Here is a 22,661-nt window from a genome sequence, read left to right as displayed (position 1 = left end):
GCGCCACCCCTGCCCGCCCATTCGCTGGCCTGCCGCTTGCGGCCCCGGCGCCACAGCGGCAACGCGTCTTAACGCTTTCTTGAGACGGGATGGCGGAGACTGCACGGCGATAGGAATGGTTCGCGTTACCCGCATCCCCGCGGCGCACGTCGTGGCCACAGGATCCCTCCATGCGTTTGAAAGCTATGTTCCCCGCGGCGCTGGCCGTCGCCGCCACCCTTTTCGCTGCCGCGCCCACCGCCCAGGCCCGCCAGGTGACCGACCTGGCCGGGCGCGTGGTGACGGTGCCCGACCACCCGCAGCGGGTGCTGCTGGGCGAAGGCCGCTTTGTGTTCGCGATGGCGTTGCTGGACCGCGCCGACCCGGTGGCCCGGGTGGTGGGCTGGCAAGGCGAACTGAAGCAGCAGGACCCGTATTCCTGGCAGCAACTGGTGAAGCGCTTTCCGAAGGCGGCCGACGTGCCGCTGATCGGCAAGACGTCGGAAGCCAGCGTGAGCCCCGAGAAGATCGTGTCGCTCAAGCCGGACGTGGCGGTGTTCAGCCTGAGCGGCCATGGCCCGGGCCGCAACAATCCGATGATTGCGTCGTTGCAGGACGCCGGCATTCCCATCGTGTTCATCGATTTCCGGCAGCATCCCGTGCAGAACACGGTGCCCAGCCTGCGCATCCTGGGCCAGGCGCTGGACCGCCAGGACGCGGCCGAGCGCTATATCGCGTTCTATGAATCGCACATGGCGCGGGTGCGCCAGATCGTGCAGCCGGTGCCGCAGGCCGAGCGGCCGCGCGTGTTCGTGGAAATGCTGGCGGGCGTGTGGCCGGCGTGCTGCCACAGCACGGGCAACGGCAGTTTTGGCGACCTGCTGGAAGCCGCAGGCGGCGTGAACGTGGCCGCGCCGGTGCTGCCGGGAGCCATTGGCGATGTCAGCATGGAATTCCTGCTGCAGGCCCAGCCCCAGGTGTACATCGCCACGGGCAGCCGCTCGGAACCCGGCCGCGCAGGCCTGTTGGCAGGCCCCGGCGCCGCAGCGGACGTGTCGGCCGCCAGCCTGTCCACGTTGCTCGAGCGTGACGGCATCCGCGACCTGGAGGCGGTCAAGAAGGGCCGCGCCTTCGGCATCTGGCACGCGTTCTACAACTCGCCCTACAACGTGGCGGCGGTGGAAGCGATGGCCAAGTGGCTGTATCCGGAACGCGCCGCCGCGCTGGACCCCCGCGCCACGCTGGACACGCTGTACCGCGACTTCCTGGACGTGGACGGCGCGGGCACCTACTGGACCGCGCCGGCGGGCCGCTAGGCACGGCCGGGCACGCTGATCATGTCGCTTTCCGCACTTGCCAGGGCGGCCACCGCCGCCGCCCCGCTTGACGCCATTGCCCTGCACCGCCGCACGCAGAAGCGGCGGCTGGCGCTGGCCCTGCTGTTGACGCTGGCCATTGCCGTCAGCCTGTTGGCCGACATTGCCACCGGGCCGGCGGGCCTCGCGCCGGCCGACCTGCTGCGCACGCTGCTGCACCCCGACGCGGCCGATGCCGGCGCGCGCGTCATCGTCTGGCAGTTTCGCCTGCCCTATGCGCTGATGGCCCTGCTGGTGGGCGTGGCGCTGGGTCTGGGCGGCGCCGAGATGCAGACGATGCTGGACAACCCGCTGGCCAGCCCCTACACGCTGGGCGTGTCGGCGGCGGCGGCCTTCGGCGCGTCGCTGGCGATCACGCTCGACTGGCACGTGCCGGCGCTGCCGCCGGGCATGGTGGTGTCGCTGTCCGCCTTTGCCAGCACGCTGGTGTCGGTGCTGATCCTGGAACGGGTGGCGCGCTGGCGCGGCGGTTCGACGCTGGGGGTCGTGCTGTTCGGCATTGCGCTGGTGTATTCGTTTCAGGCGCTGGTGATGCTGCTGCAGTTCGTGGCCAGCGAAGAGGCCCTGCAAGGCATCGTGTTCTGGACCATGGGCAGCCTGGCCCGCGCCACCTGGACGACCGTGGGCGTGATGGCCGCCGCGTTGGCGCTGGCGTTGCCGTTCTCGATGCGCGACGCCTGGAAACTGACCGCCGTGCGGCTGGGCGAAGAACGCGCGGCCAGCTTCGGCATCGACGTCAAGCGCCTGCGCCTGGTGAGCCTGCTGCGCGTCAGCGCGCTGGCGGCGCTGGCCGTGTCGTTCGTGGGCACCATCGGCTTCGTGGGCCTGGTGGCGCCGCACATCGCCCGCCTGCTGCTGGGCGAAGACCACCGCTATTACCTGCCGGGCAGCGCGCTGGCCGGCGCGTTGATCCTGTCGCTGGCCTCGGTCGCGTCCAAGACCGTGCTGCCCGGCGCGCTGATTCCGGTGGGCATCGTGACGTCGCTGGTCGGCATTCCCTTTTTTCTCACCATCGTCGTCCGCGCCTTGAAGCGCAGCTGACGCATTTTTCTGAACTTCGGAGACGCTTTCCCATGCAACACCGCTACACGCTTGCCCTGGCCGCCCTGTTCGCCGCCGGCGCCGTCCATGCCGCCGAGCCCGTCGCTGCAGCGCCCGCCACGGCCGCTTGCACCATCGACGTGCAAGGCCAGCCCGGCAAGAAGTTCGAACCCAACCACATCGTGGTGCCCTCGACCTGCAAGGATTTCACGGTGCGCCTGATCCACACCGGCAAGAACAGCAAGGAAAAAGCCGGCCACAACTGGGTGCTGACCAAGACCGAGGAGATCGACGCGGTGATGATCGACGGCCTGAAGGCCGGCGCCGCGCACGAGTTCCTGGCCCCCGGCGACGCCCGCATCCTGGCCAAGACGCCGATGCTGGGCGGCGGCGAAACCGCCACCGTGACCTTCCCCGTCAGCCGCCTGGCCGCCGGGCAGTCGTACACCTTCTACTGCTCGTTCCCGGCGCACGCCCAGCACATGCGCGGCACGCTGACGCTGCAACCCTGACGCCATGAATCTGCGGGACATCCCCTTGCCAGGCGGCACGGCGGCGGCCAACGCGACGCTGGAAATCCGCGGCCTGACGGCCGGCTACGGCAGCCGGCCGGTGCTGCGCAACCTGCACGCCAAGGCCTTGCCCGAGGCCTCGCTGACGGCGCTGCTGGGGCCCAACGGCAGCGGCAAATCGACGCTGCTCAAGACCCTGGCGGGGCTGAACCCGATGCAGGGCGGCACGCTGCGGCTGGACGGTACGGATTTCGGACGCCTGCCACCGGCGCAGCGGGCCGCGCAAGCCATGTACATGCCCCAGGCTTTGCCCAAGGGCGTACACATGACGGTGCTGGAATCCGTCCTGGTGGCCGCTCGCTCGGGCCGCCATGGCCAGAGCGGTGACGCACTGATGGGCGAAGCCATGCGCGTACTGACCGAACTGGGCATCGGCCCGTTGGCCAGCCGCTACCTGGATGAACTGTCGGGCGGCCAGAAGCAGCTGGCGTCCCTGGCGCAGGCGCTGGTGCGCCGGCCGCGGCTGCTGCTGCTGGACGAACCGCTGTCGGCGCTGGACCTGAACTACCAGTTCCACGTGATGGACGTGCTGCGCCGCCAGACGGCGCGCCATCGCCTCATCACGCTGGTGGTGCTGCACGACCTGAACATCGCGCTGCGCCACGCCGACCGGGCCTTGCTGCTGCATGGCGGCGCGCTGCTGGCCGAAGGGCCGCCGCAAGATGTCGTGACCGCCGACACGCTGCGCCGCGCCTACGGCGTGCGGGCGCGGGTGGAGCGCTGTCCGCAAGGCCAGCCGCAGGTGCATGTGGACGGGCTGGCCTGACGACAGGTTGACCTGACGTTATATAGTCAAGGCTCCGTCGACCGCCGACCTGCTTGCCGAGAGCCGAACGATGAAAGCCCGCCGCGCGCTGACACAGCCCCTTTTCCTGCTGGCCGCACTGCCAGCCGCCCTGCTGGGCACGTCCGCCACTGCCGACACGATCTACAACCGCGACGGCCTGGTGGCCGAAGTCAACAGCGGCAGCCGGCAGGATTGGAACACCGGCCAGCGCCAGCAGACGCGCAGCACCACCCTCACCTTCCAGGGCCAGGCCCTGTGCGGCAAAGACGTGGCCGACCTGCTGTTTGCCGATGGCAAGGGGCCGCCGCAACGCGCCTTCTATTGCCCCAACGGCGCGCAGGCGCTGGACGGCGGCGTGCTGGCGTTCTTCACCAGCGGCAGCGCGAGCACCGTGCTGGCCTACTTGCAGGTGGTGAACGGCGCCCTGCGCGCGCAGCGTATCGATGTCTCGAAAGACCCCAAGCGCAACAGCGTCCAGGTCACGCGCTTTCTGGATGCGCGCCTGCCCGGCTGGACCCGCGTGGAAACCGCCTGGAACGAAACCGTGCTGATCCGCCATGCGCCCTTGCAGGCCATCAACCTGGGCGCCGGCCGGCTGCTCGACGTGGACGGCGACGTGGCCTACCTGGCGGTGCCGGCAGGGTCCAAGGCCATCGAGACCCAGCCCGCCAAACAGGTCAAGGACGCCGACGGCTACATGCAGTTCGTGCCCGCCATCACCGAATTCGTGCCGACCCCCGCGGGCTTTCGCGTGGCGCGGCTGGCCGATGGACGCGAGCTGGCCCGCTGGGATGCCAAGGACACCTGCCAGCAACTGCCGGCCATGCAGTTCGACCCCGGCGCCACGGGCGTCAGCAGCAAGATCGACATCCGCTACGACGATCTGCCCGCCTGGCGCGCACGTTCTCTGGAATTCACGCCAGGCCCGCCGGGCAAGGCCATGCTGCACCTGAAACCGGGCGTCGACCTGCCGCGCAAGCCCCGCTGCACGCCGGCCTGATCAGGCCTCGCCCGATACGGCCTTGCGTGCCCGGCATCCTGCCCCGGCCGGATGCCGGGGCATGGGCGTTCAGACCAGGAACTGCCGGTACGCCTCGTTGTCCGTTTCTTCCCAGTGCGCGTAGCCCAGCTGCGCCAGGAACTTGTCCAGCGCCGCGTCGTCCGCCAGCGGCGCCTGGATGCCCACCAGCACCGAGCTGAAATCGGCCCCCTGGGCGCGGTAGTGGAACAGGCTGATGTTCCAGTTGGGCGCCATGGCCGACAAGAACGTCATCAGCGCGCCGGGACGCTCGGGAAACTCGAAGCGGAACAGGCGTTCGCCGCCGGCCAGCGGCGAACGTCCGCCCACCATGTAGCGGATGTGCTGCTTGGATACCTCGTTGTGGCTCAGGTCGCTGACCGCGAAACCCTGTTCGGTCAGCGCCTGCATGATCTCGGCCGCTTCGCCGCGGCGCCCGATCTGCACGCTGACGAAGATGCGGGCGGTGCGCGCATCGGCAATGCGGTAGTTGAACTCGGTAACGCTGCGCTGGCCGATCACGCCACAGAACCGGCGAAAGCTGCCGCGTTCTTCGGGCACCGTCACCGCAAAGACCGCCTCGCGCGCCTCGCCCACTTCCGCGCGGTCGGCCACGAACCGCAGGCGGTCGAAGTTCATGTTGGCGCCCGACGTGATGGCTACCAGCCCCTGATCCTGCGCGCCTTCGCGTTCCACGTACTGCTTCAACCCGGCCACCGCCAGGGCGCCCGCCGGCTCCAGCACGCTGCGGGTGTCCAGGAACACATCCTTGATCGCCGCGCAGACGGCGTCGGTGTCCACCAGCAGCACTTCGTCCAGGAACTCGCGGCACAGGCGGAAGGTTTCTTCGCCCACCAGCTTGACCGCCGTGCCGTCCGAGAACAGCCCCACCTCGGCCAGGTTGACGCGTTCGCCTGCCTCGATGGACTGCGCCATCGCGCAGGAATCGGCGATCTGCACGCCGATCACCTTGACCTGCGGCGCCACCGCCTTCAGGTACACCGACACGCCCGCCGCCAGGCTGCCGCCGCCGATGGGCACGAACACCGCGTCCAGCCGCCCCGGGTGCTGACGCAGGATTTCCATGCCGACCGTGCCCTGGCCGGCGATGACATAGGGGTCATCAAACGCCGGAATGAACGTCAGGTTCTGTTCGGCGGCCAGCGTCTGCGCATGCGCATAGGCATCGCTGTACGAATCGCCCGCCAGCACCACCTGCACCGTCGGGCCGCCGTGGGCGCGCACCGCGTCCACCTTCACCTGGGGCGCGGTCTGCGGCACCACGATGGTGGCGCGCACGCCCAGCTTGGCGGCGGAAATCGCCACGCCCTGGGCGTGGTTGCCGGCCGATGCGGTAATGACGCCGCGGTCCAACGCCGCTTGCGGCGTGTTGCGCATCTTGTTGTAGGCGCCGCGCACCTTGAAGGAAAACACCGGCTGGTTGTCTTCGCGCTTGAACGACACGCGGTTGCCCAGGCGCCGCGACAGGCCCAGCGCGGGGTCCAGTTCGGTCTCGCGGGCAATGTCGTAGACCCGCGCAGTCAGGATCTGGCGCAGGTATTCCATGGGCGCGGCATGGCCCTGGGCGAAAGTGTCGGTGTCTGTGGCGGTGGCGGCTTGCGGTTGTTGCATGGCGGATCTCTGCGGCAGGGGAAACGGGGAAACCCGGCAGAGGCGGCAACAAAAAACCCGCCTCGTGGGGCGGGTTCGTTTGACTGACTACGGTCGTGCGCTAACCCACCATTCTCGGAATGATGGTAATAATCAGCGAAATGCGGACGGCGCGGGAAGTCATGGGGGTGAAGCTTCCTCCAACCTCGGCGCTTTGTCAAATCGCGGCCGGCCAGCCCTTTGCGCTACAGGCCTTCGCCCACGCCGCCCTCGGCATACACCCGCACCGGCGCCGGCAGGTCATCCAGCGGCCGGTGCTGCGCCAGCTGCGTCAGCACGCCCCGGAACATGTTCTTTCGCCCGGCCGCATCCGGCACGCGCCGCACGAACAGGTAATCGAAATGCAGCAGCAGCCGGCGCAAGAGGCCCGCGTCCAGCGACAGCAGGATCTGGCGCAGGTCGTCGGGCAACACCTCGTCGGGCGACGTCAGGAACAGCCCCATCTGCATGCGCGTCAGCGGCTTGGTGCGATACAGCGTTTCGCAGGCCGCCAGGCAGGCCTGGCGGTCGTCCAGCGCCAGCAGCGTGGTGCACTTGAGCACCATCAGGAACACCTGGAATTCCGAACCGGGTTCGGCCAGCTCGATGCCCTGGTCGAAGTAATCGATGGCTTCCGGCAGGCGGCCACGGTTCAGACGCAACTGGCCCAGCACGGCAAAGGCCGACGCGAAGGCCGTGCTTTGCGCGAAGGCGTCTTCGGCCAGGGCCTCGGCCAGTTCCAGGTGGTCGCGGCTGACGAAGCACAGCAGCTTGGCCGCGGCCAGCGCCAGCATGGGGTTGCCGCGGGCGTGCGGCAATGCCTGGAACACCAGCGCCTCGATCTGCGGTTCGAGCTGGGCGGGGTCGCTGGCCAGGTCCAGCACAAGGCGGGCATACAGGTGCGAGGCCCACATCAGCGCGGTCTGGGGATCGTCCGGATCTTCGGCGCGCAACTTTTGCAGTTCGGCCTCGGATTCCAGCCAGGTCTGCGGCGTGCGCGACAGCAAGACCGCGGCGCGATGCAGCCGCAGTTCGATGGGTTCGTCGGTGGGGCCGGCCAGGCCGCCCGCGGTGGCCAGGTGGCGCCAGATTTCGCTTTTGATGGCCGCGGCAAAGGCCGTGGCGGCCGTGCGGGCGGCGCCGGCCAGGTCGTCGGGCGCGATGGTCCAGCGTTCGGCCCGCAGCGCCGCGCCGCTGGAGGCCGCGCGCAGCACCACGGCGCAATGCACGCCGGCCGCATCCTGGCGCAGCCCGACCTCGACGCGATACGGCGCATCGGCGCCCTCGCCCGCCTTGGGCGCCAGCAATCGCACGCCGCGCTCAGAAGGCAGGCGCGCACGCAAGGCGTCAGCCAGGTCGTCCAGGAAGGCCCGTACGCGCGGCTCGATGCGTAAGGCCTCGGGGCCAGCGGCCGGGCCGATGGCCACGTAGACGTCTTCACCGGGTTCGGGCGCGGACGCGGCGATCCAGCTGTAGCCTTCGCCGTAGCTGGTCGCAATGAAACGCGGGGTGCGGGCCGAGTCGCCCAGTTTGGTGCGCAGGCGGTTCACCAGCAGGTCGACGCTGCGTTCCAGCGCATCGACTTCGCCACGCTGCGTGGCGTCCAACAGGCGATGGCGCGGCAGGATCTGGCCCGCGTGGGCGGTCAGGAGGGACAGCGCCGCGCTTTCGACCGGGGTGAAGTGAATCGTCTTGCCATCGTTACGGCTGGCGTAGCGGAACATCGGATCGAACATCAGGTTGCCAAACCGCATTGCCTCTCCCTCGCGCCGGGGCTGTACAACGCCCATCGTCATCCGGCGCCCCGCACGTGCCTGCCGCGCGCCTGGACGCCGGCAGATGCCGAATATTAGCCAATACTTGCACGCCGAAGCCAGCAGATTGATGCGATTTGGCGCCATTCCTGGGTGCAAAATGTGGTCTTTCGACGAAAAACCCCGCCCGTTCGACCGCCCTTCGGGCGTTTGGCGCCTATTTCTGTGCACGGCAGGCGGGGCGCGGTATTACAATGTTCGGTTCGTGGCAGTCGTACCTACCGGGTGGCCCCGCTTTGGGCTCACAAAAAAGGACGGACGGCGCCATGTTGGGCTGATCAAGGCCGGGCTGGCGACAGCGCGGCTTTCATCAGCCCATACGAACCCACTCTCGACAACATCTACCGGCTGACGCCGCATAGCATGTTCGGGTTTGCGCCTAGCGCCACAGCCGAACAGATTCAAGGATCATGTCTCTTACTCCGAAGATTATCTATACCCTCACCGACGAAGCTCCGGCGCTTGCAACCCGTTCGCTGCTGCCCATCGTCCAGACCTTCGCGAAGTCCGCTGGTATCACGGTCGAGACCCGCGACATCTCTTTGGCAGGCCGCATCATCGCCCTGTTCCCGGACTACCTGGACGACAGCCAGAAGCTGGGCGACGCCCTGGCCGAGCTGGGCGCCCTGGCCGTCACGCCGGAAGCCAACATCATCAAGCTGCCTAACATCAGCGCCTCGATGCCCCAGCTGAAGGCGGCCATCAAGGAACTGCAGGAACAAGGCTACAAGCTGCCCGACTACCCGGACGCCCCGGCCAACGACACCGAGCGTGACGTCAAGTCCCGCTACGACAAGGTCAAGGGCAGCGCCGTGAACCCCGTGCTGCGCGAAGGCAACTCCGACCGCCGCGCGCCGCTGTCGGTCAAGAACTACGCCCGCAAGCACCCGCACAAGATGGGCGCCTGGACGGCAGATTCGAAGTCGCACGTGGCCCACATGGACGGCGGCGATTTCTACGGCACCGAAAAATCGGCCCTGATTGCCGACGCCGGTGACGTCAAGATCACCCTGGTCGCTGCCGACGGCACCCAGACCGTGCTCAAGGAAAAGACCCCCGTCAAGGCCGGCGAGATCATCGACGCCGCCGTGCTGTCGACCGCCAAGCTCAAGGCTTTCCTGCAGGCCCAGATCGACGACGCGCGCGCCCAGGGCGTGCTGTTCTCGGTGCACCTGAAGGCCACCATGATGAAGGTCTCGGACCCCGTCATCTTCGGCCACGTGGTGTCCGTGTTCTACAAAGACGTGCTGGCCAAGCACGCCGCCGTCCTGAAGTCGGTCGGCTTCGATCCCAACAACGGCATTGGCGACCTGTACGCCAAGATCCAGTCGCTGCCCGCTGACCAGCAAGCCGCGATCACCGCCGACATCGACGCCGCCTACAAGACGCTGCCGCAGCTGGCCATGGTGAATTCCGACAAGGGCATCACCAACCTGCACGTGCCCAGCGACGTCATCGTCGACGCGTCCATGCCCGCCATGATCCGCGACTCGGGCAAGATGTGGAACGCCGAAGGCAAGCTGCAAGACACCAAGGCCGTCATTCCCGACCGCAGCTACGCCGGTGTCTACCAGGCCGTCATCGAAGACTGCAAGAAGAACGGCGCCTTCAATCCGGTCACGATGGGCAGCGTGCCCAACGTCGGCCTGATGGCCCAGGCCGCTGAAGAATACGGTTCGCACAACAAGACCTTCATCGTGCCGGCCGCCGGCACCGTGCGCGTCACCGACGCGTCGGGCAAGGTCCTGCTGGAACAAGCCGTGGAAGCCGGCGACCTCTGGCGCATGTGCCAGACCAAGGACGCCGCGATCCAGGATTGGGTCAAGCTGGCCGTCACCCGCGCCCGCGTCAGCAAGACGCCGGCCGTGTTCTGGCTGGACGAAAACCGCGCCCACGACGCCCAGGTCATCGCCAAGGTCAAGCAGTACCTGAACGACCACGACACCAACGGCCTGGACCTGCGCATTCTCGACCCGGTCGAAGCCACCAAGTTCTCGGTCAAGCGCATCCGCGAAGGCCTGGACACCATCTCGGTCACCGGCAACGTGCTGCGCGACTACCTGACCGACCTGTTCCCCATCATGGAACTGGGCACCAGCGCCAAGATGCTGTCGATCGTGCCGCTGGTCGCCGGCGGCGGCCTGTTCGAAACGGGTGCCGGCGGTTCGGCGCCCAAGCACGTGCAGCAGTTCCTGGAAGAAGGCTTCCTGCGCTGGGATTCGCTGGGCGAATTCATGGCGCTGGCCGCCTCGCTGGATCACCTGGGCCGCGCGTACAACAACGCCCGCGCCCAAGTGCTGGGCAGCACGCTCGACCTGGCCACCGCCAAGTTCCTGGACGAAAACAAGTCGCCCGACCGCAAGGTCGGCGGCCTGGACAACCGCGGCAGCCACTTCTACCTGGCCACGTACTGGGCCCAAGCCCTGGCCGACCAGAACGAAGACGCCGCCCTGGCCAAGCTGTTCGCCCCGGCCGCGGCTGCTTTCGTCAAGAACGAAGCCAAGATCCTGGAAGAACTGAAGGCGGCCCAAGGCCAGCCGGTCGACATCGGCGGCTACTACCAGCCGAACGAAGACAAGGCCAGCCGCGCCATGCGCCCCAGCGCCACGCTGAACCAGGTGCTGGCCGACATCGGCTAAGCCCTGCCCCGGGCCTCCAGGCCCGGACGCGACAAAGCCGGCGGTCCCTTGCGGGGCCGCCGGTTTTTTTTGTGCAAGTTCCCCCTATTGCAGGCGCTGCGCGCCGCGCCAGACTGTGCTGTCGATGATTTCATCAACGCGTTCGAGCACCAGCCGCTGACCTTCGCGTACCGCTTGCGAATGGGACCGCGCCACGTTTTCACAGAGCGCCCACGTCATGTAGGCGCCGCGGATCGGGCTCCATGAAATGGCGTCTTCCCAATACGCGTTGCCGCTGACTGCACAGCATGGCGTCACGGTGTCCGCGATGCCTTGACGCGCCAGATCCATGGAAAGATGCATCGCATCGAGTTCGAACAGGATGTTGAATTCAAGGTTGCGACGGGCCATCGAGCGCTCGATGGTCGACCGGATGACGTTCTGCTTTCCCGCCAAGGCCAATTTGCGATGCTGCAGACGCGACAACGGCACCGGCTTGTCAGGCCGCAAGCCCTCTTCCTTTGCCCCTACAAGTATGAGCGGTTCTCGAACCAGCGGGGTGTGGACATAGCCCTGAGGCGGCGAGCCCTCGAACGGCACGATGGCCAGGTCGAGCATGCCGGAGTGCATCGCTTCTCGCAGCTCGTGGCTCACGCCCTCGTGAACACGCAGGCGCACACCCGGATATTGCGCAACCAGTCGCGCCACGAAGTGCGACGTGAACAAGTGGCGCCACGACGGCGCAATGCCTATCGACAGCTGGCCAGCCGCCCGGTCGCCCACCTGATCGATCAGCGACGTCCACTGGCGCAGAATCGGCCTGGCGCGCTCGACCAATAGCGTACCGGCCTCGGTCAACTGCACGCCGCCCCGGGTCCGCGTAAAGAGCTTGGCGCGAAGTTGGTGCTCGAGCAAGGCGATATGACGCGACAGCGCCGGCTGGGAAAGCCGCAGGTCAGCCGCAGCCTTGTTGATGCTGCCGAGTTCGGCAACGCGCAGGAAGAACTCGATAAGACGGGATTCCACGGGCGCCTCTGCAAGTTGGGGTTGGGCCTGCCACACAGGCAGATCAAGCATAACGTCGTTATGCAGAATTCGGATAACTTTCATAGAACCCAAGCATTATTCAGATAATGCGCCGCCCTCTAGCATGTCAGACATCACCGACCCATCGCGCCTCAGGAGGCCCCCCAGTGACCGCAACATCCACGATGCATACCGGCTGGAGCCGCAATCGCGCCTGGGTCACGCTTGCCGTCGGCTATCAATGGTTCTACAACGGCGCCAATTTCCTGGCATTCAAGGTCGCGGGCAACGCCCTGCATCCGCTCATGGTGGCAACGCTGCGTTTCTCGCTTGCGGCGCTGGTGGTCTTGCCCTTTGCGCTGGCACGCTGGCGGCGCTCGCCCGCATCGGTGTCCGAGCTGGCTGGCGCCGCGCTCATCGGCGTCACGATGCTGGTGGCCAGCCAGGCGCTCACGATCTGGGGCACGCATTTCTTGCCGGCCGGCGTGGCCGCGGTTTTTGGCTCGTCTGCGCCGCTCTTTCTGGCGCTGTTCTCGTGGGCGCTGCTGCGTCAGCCGCTGACAGGCCGCCAGCTTGCCGGCGTCGGCGTCGGCTTTGCCGGCCTTGCGCTGATGGGCGGGACATCCGCGGCCAGCGGCACTTTCCGGCCGGTGGGCGCCCTGCTTGCGCTGATGGGAACGGCATCCTGGGCGGCCGGCTCGCTGCTTGCACCGCGGATCTCGCTGCCCCGCGATCCGTTGATCAACCTGGCGACCCAATTGACAGCGGCCTCCGCCGTGCTGGGCCTGATCGTCGCCGTGTCCGGCATCGCCGCCACGACGCATCTGGCAGCGGTGCCGCCGCCGGCCTGGGCCGCGCTGGCCTTTCTGGTCGTGGCAAGCACGCTGATCGGCTACGCCGTGTTCCTGACGCTCAACGCCCAAGTGTCGACGACACTGGCCAATACGTTCAACTATGCCGCACCGGTGATCGCCCTGCTGCTGTCTGCCCTGCTGCTGCATGAACCCTTGACGCTCGTGAAGGTGGTGTCAGGCAGCATCGCCCTGGCGGGGGTCGCGCTGATGATCGACCGAAAGCCGCCCGGCCCCCTTTCGCAAACCGCTGAGTTCAACCGGAGAATTCGCCCATGACGCACGCCCATCGCCCCACGCTGGTATCGCGCAGGTTCAGCACGCCGCGTCAGCAAACGCATTACCTGGAAAGTGGGCCGACCGACGGGCCGCTGATGGTGTTCCTGCACGGCTGGCCGTGCACCGGCTTGATGTGGCGCGCCCAGTTGACGGCCTTTGCCGCCGAAGGCTGGCACTGCGTCGCGCCGGATCTGCGCGGCTATGGCGAGTCATTCGCGCCTGAGGCCAACGACGACTACACCGTCGAGGCCGTGGTGGCAGACCTGGTCGAGCTGCACGACCACCTGGGCGGCAGGCCTGCGATATGGGTCGGGCACGACTGGGGCAGCGCCGTGGCCGCGGCGCTGTCTGCGCATCAGCCCGAGCGCAGTCGCGGCGTGGTGCTGACCTCGCTGGCATACCAACCCGATGGATTTGCCCTGCCCACGCTGGTTCCGCTGATCGACCGGACGATTTATCCGGCGGCCTCGTACCCCGACGGCCAATGGGATTACTTCCGCTATTACACGACCCATTTCCGCGCGGCCGTCGCCGACCTGGATGCGGATCATGGCGCCTCGCTGGCATCGATCTTTCGATCGGGGAACCCGGATGGCGTTGGCAAGGTGTCGCCGAACGCGCTCGTGACGCGCAACGGCGGCCGCTTCGGCGCCACCCATCGCGCGCCGTCGACCCAGGCGGACCCCGCGATCTGGCCGCCGGCGGACTTCGACGTGCTGGTGAAGCAGTTCAGGCGTCGCGGCTTTCGGGCCGCCTGCGCCTGGTATCTGAACGACGCGGCCAACATCGCTTATGCGCTCGGCGCGCCCGAAGGCGGCCGGCTCATGCAGCCGGTGCTGTTCATCAATGGCGATTTCGACCCGATCTGCAGCATCACCGGCAATCGCCAAGGCGACCCCATGCGCGCAGCCTGCGCAGACCTGACGGTGACCTCGCTGCCCGCCGGACACTGGCTGCCGCAGGAATGCAAGGCAGAGCACATCGACGCGATCCGCGGCTGGCTGCAAAGCCACAGCCTTTGACGCCGCAGCGGCACGCGGCACCGTCACTGCTGATCGTAACGCGCCTGGCAGGCCTGGATGGCGTCCATGTTGTCGACCGTCCAGCCGTACAGCGCAGCGAACGGCGCTTCGAGCGACTTGCCCAGGGGCGTCAAGGCGTACTCGACCCCAAGCGTTTTTCCATCGATCACGGTGCGCGTCACCATGCCGTTGCGTTCGAGCTTGCGCAGGGTTTGCGTCAGCACGCGTTGGGTAATGCCGTCCAGACGCCGCTTGATGGCGTTGAAGCGACGCGGTTCGCGCAGCACCATCAAGACCAGCATCGACCATTTGTCGGCGATTTGGTCGAGGATGGCGCGGCTGGGGCAATCGGCGCGATAGACGGGGTCGAGATCAGCGTGCATAGGTATGTTCCGGCATACTTGGGATGCTCTAAGTGCGTAATTGACACTAGGTATGCAATAGATACCATGATCGCACAGGCCGGGAAACCCTGGCCGCGCAATCCCTATCAAGGTGTCTCATGAACCATTCGACGTATTCCAGGCTTCACATCGCGCGTGACCACGGCGTAGCGACCGTCACGCTCGACAATCCCCCCGTCAACGTGCTGGATGTCGCGCTGATGCACGACCTGCGCCGCTTTCTCACGGCAACGCGCGATGACCCCCACACGCGCGTGATCGTGTTTCAAAGCGCCGATCCCGAGTTCTTCATCGCGCACGTGGACATGACGCTGATCGACGAGCCCCATGCCTTCGACGAAATCGCCAAAGACGCGCCGGATGGCTTGAACCCGTTCCAGGCGTTGGGCGAAATGATCCGCGCGCAACCGCAAGTCACGATCGTCAAGCTCGAAGGCCTGGCGCGTGGCGGTGGCGCGGAATTCGTGGCGGCCGCCGACATGACGTTCGCGGCCATCGGCCGGGCGGGCCTGGCGCAATGCGAGGCCTTGATGGGCATCATCCCTGGCGGCGGCGCCACGCAATACCTGTCACAGCGCATGACGCGCGGGCGTGCTCTTGAAGTGATTCTGGGCGCCGACCTGGTCGATGCGCAGACGGCCGAGCGCTATGGCTGGGTGAACCGCGCCCTGCCGGCGGACGAACTGGAAGGCTTTGTGCGCCGGATGGCCCGCAATATCGCGGCACTGCCGCCGGGCGTCATCGCTGCCGCGAAAAAGGCCATTCCGCCCACGGATCTGCGATCAGGCTTGCACCGCGAACATGAAGCCTGGGCAGAACTGTTTGCGCTTGCCGCCGCGGAAAAGCTGATTCGTGGCGGCCTGCGAGCCGGCGCGCAGACCAAGGCTGGCGAGCGCAATCTGGAACGGCTGCTGCGCGATCTGGATGTCCAGGCAGACTGACCGGCTCAGCGCCATGACTGAAAGGCCGGCCTGACCTTTACGACTGCTGCGCCAGCTTGCGCGCCCGACGCAGATGCAGCCACTGCCACACCACCGGAATCAAGGACAGCCCGATGATGATGACGGATACCCAGTGCAGGTTGGTGCGGACCCAGGCGATGGAACCCAGCCAGTAGCCGGCCAGGATCATCGAGCCGACCCAGACGATGCCGCCGATGATGTTGTAGGCAAAGAACGTGCGGCGCGGCATCTGCGAGAGGCCGGCCACGAACGGGGCCACGGTGCGCACGATGGGCACGAAACGCGCCACGGTGATGGTCATGGCGCCGTAGCGGGCGAAGTAGGACCGCGCGCGTTCCAGGTGGTCGGGCTTGACCCATCGACTGTGGGCCAGTTTCTGGCCCCACCTCGATGAGGCGATGGCGTAGTTGAGCGCGTCGCCCGCAATGGCGGCCGCGGTGATGGCGGCGATGGAAACGATGGGGTCGATGCCAGCGAGGCCCAGGAAGGCGCCGGCGGCGAACAGCAGTGAATCACCGGGCAGGAACGGCATGACCACGAAGCCGGTCTCGATGAAGATGATGGCGGCGATGATGCAGGTGCCCAGCACCCAGTTCTGCGCCAAGAGGGCCATCAGGCCCTGTTCGCTGGTGAGCCAGGCGAACATCTCGGTAATACTCATTCGGATTCCTGTGCGGGGGCCGGCGGGGCCGGCGTTGATATCAAGGGCGCATTATGCGGGATGCCCCGTTGATATTTCATCAAATCGGCCAACAATGCCGCCAGGCCGTGCCCCGCGGCATCCGAGCCGCGATGCGATTGCGCCCGGCGGCCGATCCGACCTGCCCAGGCGTTCAATTGTCCGCGTTCAGGCGGTCCAGCCGCAGCCGGCCGCGCTCATCCGTCAGGCGCCGCATGGCGCCGTAGGCCGCGCCCATGGCGGCCATGCCGCTGGCGCCGCACAGCAGGAACATCAGCAGGATCTGGTACTTGGCGGCGTCGATGGGGTCCATGCCGGCGATGATCTGGCCGGTCATGATGCCGGGCAGCGTGATGATGCCGGCCGCCGACATCTGGTTGATGCTGGGCACGATGCCGCGGCGCACGGATTCGCGCAGCAGCGAGGCGAAGGCCTGGTGCGCGGTGGCGCCCAAGGACAGGCGCGCCTCGATGGCGAGCTTTTCGCGGCGCACGCCTGACAGCACGCCGTCCAGCGCCAGGCTGGCGGCGTTGAGCACGCTGCCCAGCACGATGCCGACCAGCGCGATGGTGTAGCGGGGGTCGTACCAGGGCTCGGGCCGCAGCGCGGTCGACAGGATGAAGAGTGCGGTGATGACGGTGGTGGCGACGACGGCCATGGCGCCCACGTAACCGTTGCCGTGGCCGGCCAGGCGCGCCTTGGGCCGGGCGGCGACCTCGCGGGCGGCCAGCGCCATCATCACGGCCACCACCAACGCGGTCAGCCAGGGCGCCGCGTGCGCGAACACGATACGCAGGATGTGGCCCACCAGCAGCAACTGCACCACGGTGCGCAGCGCCGCCCACAGCACCTGCTTTTGCAGGTTCAGGCGCAGCGCAAACGAAATGCCGGCCGACAGCACCACCAGCAGCGAGGCAATGATCAGGTCGGTGGCCTGCAGTTTGATCACGTCCATAGCGGCTCCAGCTTGCCCTGCTCCATGCGCCAGCCGCGACGGGCCATGCGCCGGGCCTGGTCGGGGTTGTGCGTGACCATCAGGATGGCCGCGCCGCCATCGAGATAGCGGCGCAATTCGGTTTCCACCCATTCGGTGGCGGCAGGATCGAGCGCGGCGGTGGGTTCGTCCAGCAGCAGCGCGCGCGGCGACAGCGACAGGGCGCGCGCCAGGGCGGCCCGTTGGCGTTCGCCGGTGGACAGTTCCTGCACCAGCGCGTCCATTTTCTCGGCAGCCAGGCCCATGCGTTGCAGCAGCTCGGCGGCCCGTGCGCGGTCGGTGAAATGCGGGGCGACGTAGTCGTCCCACCAGCCGGCCTCGGCCTGACAGTAGATCACCTGCCGGCGCCATTGGTAGCCGCGCATGCCCGAGCGCGGCGCGCCGTCGAGCTCGATTTCGCCGTGGCCCGGGTCCAGGTCGGCGACCTGGCGCAACAGCAGCGATTTGCCCGACCCCGAAGGGCCGGAGATGGCGGCGCATTCGCCCGCCGCGAGATCCAGGCTGACGGGCGACAAGCGCTCGCTGTAGACACCGCGCAGCCTGAGCACGGGACGTTTATCTGACATGGCGGCAAGCATAACCCGCGCAGGTCGATGCGGCACTCGCGCACGTTGCCCTGTCTTGGTGCGTGGTCGTTTTCACCGCATAACCATATGCCCGCCGACCGTGTCCCTATGCGCTTTGCCACCCTGCATATGAGCGCCGCCTGCATGGCGCGGGCGATGCATCACACCCAAAAACCATTTGCTAGAGTGTCTATATTGCAAATGAAAATCATACCTAAACAGATGTTCAATTCATGCAATACCGGCGATGGAAATGCTTTGTGCTTGCAGTGGACCGACGGCCCAACGAGTCGGTCGCGTCCCGTTCCGCCTGATTAGCCGGCCCTGTTCCGAGTATGCCCTGCCCCGGGCATCGTCCGTGCAACGAGAGACTCCGCAAAAAGGCGTAACCACCATGAACCGTGAAATCTATGACTTTGTCGCGATCGGCCTAGGCCCCTTCAATCTCAGCCTGGCGTGCCTGTCGGCGCCGCTGCCCGGCGTGCGCGCCCTGTTCCTGGACAAGAAGCCGGGCTTCGACTGGCATCCGGGCATGCTGATCGAGGCGTCGACCCTGCAGAATCCGTTTCTGGCGGACCTGGTCAGCCTGGCCGATCCGCGCAGCGAATACAGCTACCTGAACTACTGCAAGCAGACCGGCCGCATCTATTCGTACTACATGCGCGAGAACCACTACCTGACGCGCGCCGAATACAACCGCTACTGCAAATGGGTGGCGGCCCGCCTGCCCAACCTGCGCTTCAATAGCGACGTGCAAAGCGTGCTGCACGACCCGGAAACCGACACCTACCTGGTGACCGGCCAGCATGCGGTCAATGGCGAACGCTTCATGGTCCGCTGCCGCAAGCTGGTGCTGGGGCTGGGCTCGCACCCCGTGCTGCCGAACTGCTGCGACCGGCGCGAGGCGCCGTACATCCATAGCGCCGACTACCTGCGCCACAAGGCCCAGCTGCAGCGGCGCGCATCGATCACCGTGATCGGCAGCGGCCAGAGCGCGGCCGAGGTGTTTCATGATCTGCTGCGCGACAGCGACGAACACGACTACAGCCTGGCGTGGATCACGCGGTCGCCGCGGTTCTTCCAGATGGAGAACACCAAGCTCACGCTGGAACTGATCTCGCCGGACTACACCAATTATTTCTATGACCTGCCCGAGGCGCGCCGCCGCGAGATCCTGGCCGAGCAGAGCAGCTTGTACAAGGGCATCAACGCGTCGCTGATCAACCAGATCTACGACTTGCTGGACGAGAAGATCCACAACGGCGACAGGCGCTACACGCTCTTGACCAATGCCGAGCTGCGCGCCAGCCGCCACGACCGCGCCAGCGGCCGCTACCAGCTGGAATTTCGCCACGTCGACACCGGCCAGCCGTTTTCGCATGCGACCGACGGGCTGGTGCTGGCCACCGGCTACGCCCGCAGCATTCCCGCGTGCGTCAACCCGATCCACGATCGCATTGCGTGGGCCGAAGACGGCGGCTACCAGATCGCGCGCAACTACACGATCGACCACGGCGGCAACGAGATCTTCGTACAGAACAGCGGCCTGCTCAGCCACGGCGTGACCAACCCCGACCTGGGATTCTGCTGCTATCGCAATTCGCAGATCCTGCGCGAGCTGACGGGCCACGAGCACTACGCGATTGAACCGCGCACGGCCTTGCAGGAATTCCGTCCGCCCGCCAATGGCGTACTGGGCCACCGCGCGCCGCAAGCCGCACCCGCCTGCCGCGGCAACGTCGCCCCCGAACTGATGCCCATGCTGGACGGGCATCGCGCCGCCACCGTCTGACTCCGGAGCCGCCATGATCACCATGACATCCGCCTTTCTTGGCGAAATCGACCGCCAGGCGCGCAGCCACTACGCGGAAGGCCAGGGCCTGGCGCTGCGCCCGCTGGACCCGGCCAAGGACGCCGCCCTGCTGCGCCAATGGTTCTCGATGGACTACGCCCGCTTCTGGTCGATGCAGGAATTCTCCGACGCGCAGGTGCGCGAATTCTACGAAGCGCTGCAGGGCAGCGGCCATGCCGGCGCCTGGCTGGGCAGCCACGAGGGACGCCCGACGTTTCTGGTGGAGTGCTACGACCCGGCGCACGACCAGGTGGGTGAGCACTACCCGGTGCGCGAAGGCGACCTGGGCATGCACATCTTCATCGGCCCGCCGCAAGTCCGCATTCCCCACTTCAGCCGCAACGTGCTGGCCTTTGTGATGCGCTTCATGTTCGAGCGCCTGCAAGCCCGCCGCGTGGTGGTCGAACCCGACAGCAACAACAGCAAGATCCATGCGCTGAACCTGGCCATGGGTTTTGTGTACGCCGGCCAGGCGCGTTTTCGCGAGAAGACCGCCAGCATCGCCTTCTGCACCCGGCAACAGTTTGAACAGGCCCAACTCCAGGAGTCCACCGTATGAGCACCCTGCCCCACCCCGCCCAGATCGCCAGCCACCTCGCCCCCGAGGTCTGGGAAAAAGCGAACCGCCTGCTGGTGAAGAAGGCCATTTCGGAATACGCCCACGAATGGCTGCTGGAACCCGAACGCCTGGGGCCGTCAGACGCACCCGGCTTTGACCGCTACCGTCTGGTGCTGGCCGATGGCCACGCCGAATACCAGTTCGATGCCCAGCTGATGGCGATGCGCCACTGGCGCATTCCGGCCGAGTCGATCAGCAAGACCATGGCCGGCACGCCCGCGCCGCTGGACGCGTTGCAGTTCGTGATCGAAATCCGCGACAAGCTCGGCATGCCCGAAGACCGCCTGCCGATCTACCTGGACGAGATCACCAGCACGCTGCATGGCAGCGCCTACAAGCACACCCGCGCGGCGCTGCCCGCAGCCGAACTGGCGCTGGCCGACTACCAGGCCATCGAAACGTCGATGATCGAAGGCCACCCCAGCTTCGTGGCCAACAACGGCCGCCTGGGCTTTGACGCCGAGGACTATCACGTCTATGCGCCCGAATGCGCCAGCCCGATCCGCGTGATGTGGCTGGCGGTGCACAAAGACAACGCGCATTTCGCGTGCCTGTCGACGATGGACTACGACAGCCTGCTGCAAGACGAGCTGGGCGCGGCCACCGTGGCCCGCTACACCCAGGCGCTGCGCGACCAGGGGCTGGACCCGGCCGATTACTTCTTCATGCCGTCGCACCCGTGGCAGTGGTTCAACAAGCTGTCGCTGGCGTTCGCGCCCTATGTGGCCACGCGCAAGATCGTGTGCCTGGGCTATGGCGACGACGAATACCTGGCGCAGCAGTCCATCCGTACCTTCTTCAACATCAGCCAGCCGGGCAAGCACTACGTGAAGACGTCGCTGTCGATCCTGAACATGGGCTTCATGCGCGGGCTATCGCCGTATTACATGTCGGGCACGCCCGCCATCAACGAATACCTGCACGGCCTGATCGCGTCCGACCCGTGGTTGCGCGAGAACGGCTTCACCATCCTGCGTGAAGCGGCGTCGCTGGGCTTTCGCAATTACTACTACGAAGCGGCCATTTCGGTGGATACGCCGTACAAGAAGATGTTTTCGGCGCTGTGGCGCGAGAACCCCACGGAATTGATCGGGCCGGAGCAGCGCCTGATGACCATGGCGGCGCTGCTGCACGTGGACCCGGACGGCCGCGCCCTGCTGCCGGCGCTGATCCGCGCTTCGGGCCTGGACGCCACCACGTGGCTGGAACGCTATGTGGACGCCTACCTGACGCCGCTGGTGCATTGCTTCTATGCGCACGACCTGGTGTTCATGCCGCACGGCGAAAACGTGATCCTGGTGATCGAAGACCACGTGCCGGTGCGCGCCTTCATGAAGGACATCGCCGAGGAATCGTCGATCCTGAACCCGAACGCCGTGCTGCCCGAGAACGCGCGCCGCCTGGCCGCCGACGTGCCCGAGGAATTCAAGCTTCTGACCATCTTCGTGGACGTGTTCGAAGGCTATTTCCGCCACTTGTCGCAGGTGCTGGCCGACAGCGGCGTGATGCAGGAGGACGCCTTCTGGAAGCTGGTGGCCGGCCGCGTGATCGCCTACCAGGAAGCGCACCCCGAATTGCGGGACAAGTACCGCCAGTACGATCTGTTCGCGCCCGAGATGATCCATTCGTGCCTGAACCGCCTGCAGTTGGCCAACAACCTGCAGATGGTCAACCTGGCCGACCCCATCGGCAGCTTCCAGATGGCGCCCAACCTGGCCAACCCCATCGCCCCCTACCGGCCCGAGTGGCTAGGCCAGGGCGTGGCCGACACCGCGCGGGCGCTTGCGTGAACCGCGACCTGGACGATCTGCTGGACCTGACCGACCGCCTGGTGCCCGGGCTGTCGGGCCAGGTCGCGCCGGCGACGGCCCCGGGCATCCGCCCGGGCGCCGACAACGGGGCGCTGATCGCGCAACTGCGCGACTGCTGGCAGCGCCGCTACCCCGAAGCCGGCCCGCACTACCTGGCGCTGCGCTGCTGGGGGCTGCTGATCTGGCAGCCGGTGTACCTGAGCGTGTTCGCCGCGCATCGCAGCCCGATCGTGCCCGACCTGTCCAGCATGAACCAGCCGGTGCCGCCCGACGGCTTTGTCATCGGCTACACGCTGGACCCCCATGAACCGCTGCGCGGCAGCCTGCTCGAACGCATGCAGGCCGCCGCCGCGCAGTTGCGCAACATCTGCGCCACCTTCTATCGCGAGCTGACCCAGGTGCTGCGGGTCAGTCCGCGCGCCGCCGAGAGCATGCAGGCCGATTGTGTACTGTACGCCCTGCTGGCCGCGCGCCAGGGCGACTGCGCCGCGGCCAATGCCTGGGCCCAGGAACAGGCCGCCCATTGGCTGGGCCTGTTGGGCATCGACGGACGCAGCGGCTACCTGACCTACGAGCGCGCATCGCTGCCGGTCATCGCTGTTGACCGGCAGGTCTGCTGCCACTACTTCCGCAGGCGCGACGGCGACTATTGCAGCACCTGCCCCAAATTGGATCTTGCCGAACGCATCGCCCGGATCGACGCCGAGAGCGCCGTGCCCGCCTGAGGGGCGGCCCGGGCCT

At 66.9% G+C, this 22,661-nt stretch carries 20 protein-coding genes; 13 read left to right on the top strand and 7 right to left on the bottom strand.

Features of this window, described 5'->3' with window-relative positions; genetic code table 11:
• Positions 1 to 170: 170 nt before the first annotated feature.
• The 5 genes from U858_RS0107495 (at position 171) to U858_RS0107475 (ending at position 4,755) form a co-directional block, all read left to right on the top strand.
• Complete coding sequence (locus U858_RS0107495) at positions 171 to 1,295, top strand: ABC transporter substrate-binding protein (RefSeq protein ID WP_025136551.1); 1,125 nt, start codon at positions 171 to 173, stop codon at positions 1,293 to 1,295.
• 21 nt (positions 1,296 to 1,316) lie between these two features.
• Entirely contained in the window at positions 1,317 to 2,396 is a 1,080-nt protein-coding gene (locus U858_RS0107490) for an iron ABC transporter permease (protein ID WP_025136550.1), read from the top strand.
• A gap of 32 nt (positions 2,397 to 2,428) precedes the next feature.
• On the top strand, positions 2,429 to 2,908 hold the full coding sequence (gene azu / locus U858_RS0107485; RefSeq protein ID WP_025136549.1) for an azurin: 480 nt from the start codon (positions 2,429 to 2,431) through the stop codon (positions 2,906 to 2,908).
• 4 nt (positions 2,909 to 2,912) lie between these two features.
• Entirely contained in the window at positions 2,913 to 3,734 is an 822-nt protein-coding gene (locus U858_RS0107480; protein WP_025136548.1) for an ABC transporter ATP-binding protein, read from the top strand.
• A 70-nt stretch (positions 3,735 to 3,804) separates the two neighbouring features.
• Positions 3,805 to 4,755 carry a hypothetical protein gene (locus U858_RS0107475; RefSeq protein ID WP_025136547.1) on the top strand — a complete coding sequence of 317 codons (951 nt, stop codon included), beginning with the start codon at positions 3,805 to 3,807 and terminating at the stop codon, positions 4,753 to 4,755.
• 69 nt (positions 4,756 to 4,824) lie between these two features.
• Here the strand turns inward: U858_RS0107475 and ilvA are convergent, their stop codons facing one another.
• Both ilvA and U858_RS0107465 read right to left on the bottom strand, forming a co-directional pair.
• A complete protein-coding gene (gene ilvA / locus U858_RS0107470) occupies positions 4,825 to 6,405 on the bottom strand; it encodes a threonine ammonia-lyase, biosynthetic (RefSeq protein WP_025136546.1) in 1,581 nt (526 codons plus the stop codon).
• 224 nt (positions 6,406 to 6,629) lie between these two features.
• Positions 6,630 to 8,177 (bottom strand): helix-turn-helix domain-containing protein, encoded by a 1,548-nt coding sequence (locus U858_RS0107465; protein WP_025136545.1) that lies wholly within the window; start codon positions 8,175 to 8,177, stop codon positions 6,630 to 6,632.
• Between the two features lie 470 nt (positions 8,178 to 8,647).
• Here U858_RS0107465 and U858_RS0107460 point away from each other — a divergent pair, with 470 nt between their 5' ends.
• On the top strand, positions 8,648 to 10,876 hold the full coding sequence (locus U858_RS0107460; RefSeq protein ID WP_025136544.1) for an NADP-dependent isocitrate dehydrogenase: 2,229 nt from the start codon (positions 8,648 to 8,650) through the stop codon (positions 10,874 to 10,876).
• An 84-nt stretch (positions 10,877 to 10,960) separates the two neighbouring features.
• Here U858_RS0107460 and U858_RS0107455 read toward each other — a convergent pair whose 3' ends face one another.
• Positions 10,961 to 11,881 (bottom strand): LysR family transcriptional regulator, encoded by a 921-nt coding sequence (locus tag U858_RS0107455; RefSeq protein WP_025136543.1) that lies wholly within the window; start codon positions 11,879 to 11,881, stop codon positions 10,961 to 10,963.
• Positions 11,882 to 12,048: 167 nt separating this feature from the next.
• Here U858_RS0107455 and U858_RS0107450 point away from each other — a divergent pair, with 167 nt between their 5' ends.
• Both U858_RS0107450 and U858_RS0107445 read left to right on the top strand, forming a co-directional pair.
• Positions 12,049 to 13,011 carry a DMT family transporter gene (locus tag U858_RS0107450; RefSeq protein WP_198529705.1) on the top strand — a complete coding sequence of 321 codons (963 nt, stop codon included), beginning with the start codon at positions 12,049 to 12,051 and terminating at the stop codon, positions 13,009 to 13,011.
• Positions 13,008 to 14,033 (top strand): alpha/beta fold hydrolase, encoded by a 1,026-nt coding sequence (locus U858_RS0107445; RefSeq protein WP_029953633.1) that lies wholly within the window; start codon positions 13,008 to 13,010, stop codon positions 14,031 to 14,033. Before U858_RS0107450 ends, U858_RS0107445 begins: the two co-directional genes overlap by 4 nt.
• Positions 14,034 to 14,056: 23 nt before the next feature.
• Here the strand turns inward: U858_RS0107445 and U858_RS0107440 are convergent, their stop codons facing one another.
• On the bottom strand, positions 14,057 to 14,416 hold the full coding sequence (locus tag U858_RS0107440) for a helix-turn-helix domain-containing protein (protein WP_029953631.1): 360 nt from the start codon (positions 14,414 to 14,416) through the stop codon (positions 14,057 to 14,059).
• A 119-nt stretch (positions 14,417 to 14,535) separates the two neighbouring features.
• Between U858_RS0107440 and U858_RS0107435 the strand changes: the two genes are divergently transcribed.
• On the top strand, positions 14,536 to 15,378 hold the full coding sequence (locus U858_RS0107435; protein ID WP_025136540.1) for an enoyl-CoA hydratase/isomerase family protein: 843 nt from the start codon (positions 14,536 to 14,538) through the stop codon (positions 15,376 to 15,378).
• Positions 15,379 to 15,415: 37 nt separating this feature from the next.
• Here the strand turns inward: U858_RS0107435 and U858_RS0107430 are convergent, their stop codons facing one another.
• The 3 genes from U858_RS0107430 to U858_RS0107420 form a co-directional block, all read right to left on the bottom strand.
• Entirely contained in the window at positions 15,416 to 16,060 is a 645-nt protein-coding gene (locus tag U858_RS0107430) for a VTT domain-containing protein (RefSeq protein ID WP_025136539.1), read from the bottom strand.
• Between the two features lie 172 nt (positions 16,061 to 16,232).
• Positions 16,233 to 17,033 (bottom strand): iron export ABC transporter permease subunit FetB, encoded by an 801-nt coding sequence (fetB, locus tag U858_RS0107425; protein WP_025136538.1) that lies wholly within the window; start codon positions 17,031 to 17,033, stop codon positions 16,233 to 16,235.
• Positions 17,024 to 17,638 carry an ATP-binding cassette domain-containing protein gene (locus tag U858_RS0107420; protein ID WP_232786507.1) on the bottom strand — a complete coding sequence of 205 codons (615 nt, stop codon included), beginning with the start codon at positions 17,636 to 17,638 and terminating at the stop codon, positions 17,024 to 17,026. Before U858_RS0107420 ends, fetB begins: the two co-directional genes overlap by 10 nt.
• A 394-nt stretch (positions 17,639 to 18,032) precedes the next feature.
• Here U858_RS0107420 and U858_RS0107415 point away from each other — a divergent pair, with 394 nt between their 5' ends.
• Genes U858_RS0107415 through U858_RS0107400 form a run of 4 tightly spaced genes read left to right on the top strand, consistent with a single transcriptional unit; the run spans position 18,033 to position 22,645 of the window.
• Positions 18,033 to 19,430, top strand: a complete 1,398-nt coding sequence (locus U858_RS0107415) for a lysine N(6)-hydroxylase/L-ornithine N(5)-oxygenase family protein (protein ID WP_025136536.1) — start codon at positions 18,033 to 18,035, stop codon at positions 19,428 to 19,430.
• Positions 19,431 to 19,443: 13 nt separating this feature from the next.
• The gene (locus U858_RS0107410; RefSeq protein WP_025136535.1) at positions 19,444 to 20,049 is read left to right on the top strand and encodes a GNAT family N-acetyltransferase; all 606 of its coding nucleotides are present in this window, start codon (positions 19,444 to 19,446) and stop codon (positions 20,047 to 20,049) included.
• On the top strand, positions 20,046 to 21,899 hold the full coding sequence (locus tag U858_RS0107405; protein WP_025136534.1) for an IucA/IucC family siderophore biosynthesis protein: 1,854 nt from the start codon (positions 20,046 to 20,048) through the stop codon (positions 21,897 to 21,899). The genes U858_RS0107410 and U858_RS0107405 overlap by 4 nt, the downstream gene beginning before the upstream one ends.
• Entirely contained in the window at positions 21,896 to 22,645 is a 750-nt protein-coding gene (locus tag U858_RS0107400; RefSeq protein ID WP_025136533.1) for a siderophore ferric iron reductase, read from the top strand. The genes U858_RS0107405 and U858_RS0107400 overlap by 4 nt, the downstream gene beginning before the upstream one ends.
• Positions 22,646 to 22,661: the final 16 nt, after the last annotated feature.

Origin of the sequence: Achromobacter sp. DH1f (assembly GCF_000633435.1) — a bacterium.
Classification (GTDB): Bacteria; Pseudomonadota; Gammaproteobacteria; order Burkholderiales; family Burkholderiaceae_B; genus Achromobacter; species Achromobacter deleyi.
This window is presented reverse-complemented; position numbering and strand designations above follow the sequence as displayed.

Coding starts and splice junctions, on each gene's coding strand:
- U858_RS0107495 (WP_025136551.1), top strand. CDS start 171: ATGCGTTTGAAAGCTATGTTCCCCGCGGCGCTGGCCGTCGCCGCCACC.
- U858_RS0107490 (WP_025136550.1), top strand. CDS start 1,317: ATGTCGCTTTCCGCACTTGCCAGGGCGGCCACCGCCGCCGCCCCGCTT.
- azu (WP_025136549.1), top strand. CDS start 2,429: ATGCAACACCGCTACACGCTTGCCCTGGCCGCCCTGTTCGCCGCCGGC.
- U858_RS0107480 (WP_025136548.1), top strand. CDS start 2,913: ATGAATCTGCGGGACATCCCCTTGCCAGGCGGCACGGCGGCGGCCAAC.
- U858_RS0107475 (WP_025136547.1), top strand. CDS start 3,805: ATGAAAGCCCGCCGCGCGCTGACACAGCCCCTTTTCCTGCTGGCCGCA.
- ilvA (WP_025136546.1), bottom strand. CDS start 6,405: ATGCAACAACCGCAAGCCGCCACCGCCACAGACACCGACACTTTCGCC.
- U858_RS0107465 (WP_025136545.1), bottom strand. CDS start 8,177: ATGCGGTTTGGCAACCTGATGTTCGATCCGATGTTCCGCTACGCCAGC.
- U858_RS0107460 (WP_025136544.1), top strand. CDS start 8,648: ATGTCTCTTACTCCGAAGATTATCTATACCCTCACCGACGAAGCTCCG.
- U858_RS0107445 (WP_029953633.1), top strand. CDS start 13,008: ATGACGCACGCCCATCGCCCCACGCTGGTATCGCGCAGGTTCAGCACG.
- U858_RS0107440 (WP_029953631.1), bottom strand. CDS start 14,416: ATGCACGCTGATCTCGACCCCGTCTATCGCGCCGATTGCCCCAGCCGC.
- U858_RS0107435 (WP_025136540.1), top strand. CDS start 14,536: ATGAACCATTCGACGTATTCCAGGCTTCACATCGCGCGTGACCACGGC.
- U858_RS0107430 (WP_025136539.1), bottom strand. CDS start 16,060: ATGAGTATTACCGAGATGTTCGCCTGGCTCACCAGCGAACAGGGCCTG.
- fetB (WP_025136538.1), bottom strand. CDS start 17,033: ATGGACGTGATCAAACTGCAGGCCACCGACCTGATCATTGCCTCGCTG.
- U858_RS0107420 (WP_232786507.1), bottom strand. CDS start 17,638: ATGTCAGATAAACGTCCCGTGCTCAGGCTGCGCGGTGTCTACAGCGAG.
- U858_RS0107415 (WP_025136536.1), top strand. CDS start 18,033: ATGAACCGTGAAATCTATGACTTTGTCGCGATCGGCCTAGGCCCCTTC.
- U858_RS0107410 (WP_025136535.1), top strand. CDS start 19,444: ATGATCACCATGACATCCGCCTTTCTTGGCGAAATCGACCGCCAGGCG.
- U858_RS0107405 (WP_025136534.1), top strand. CDS start 20,046: ATGAGCACCCTGCCCCACCCCGCCCAGATCGCCAGCCACCTCGCCCCC.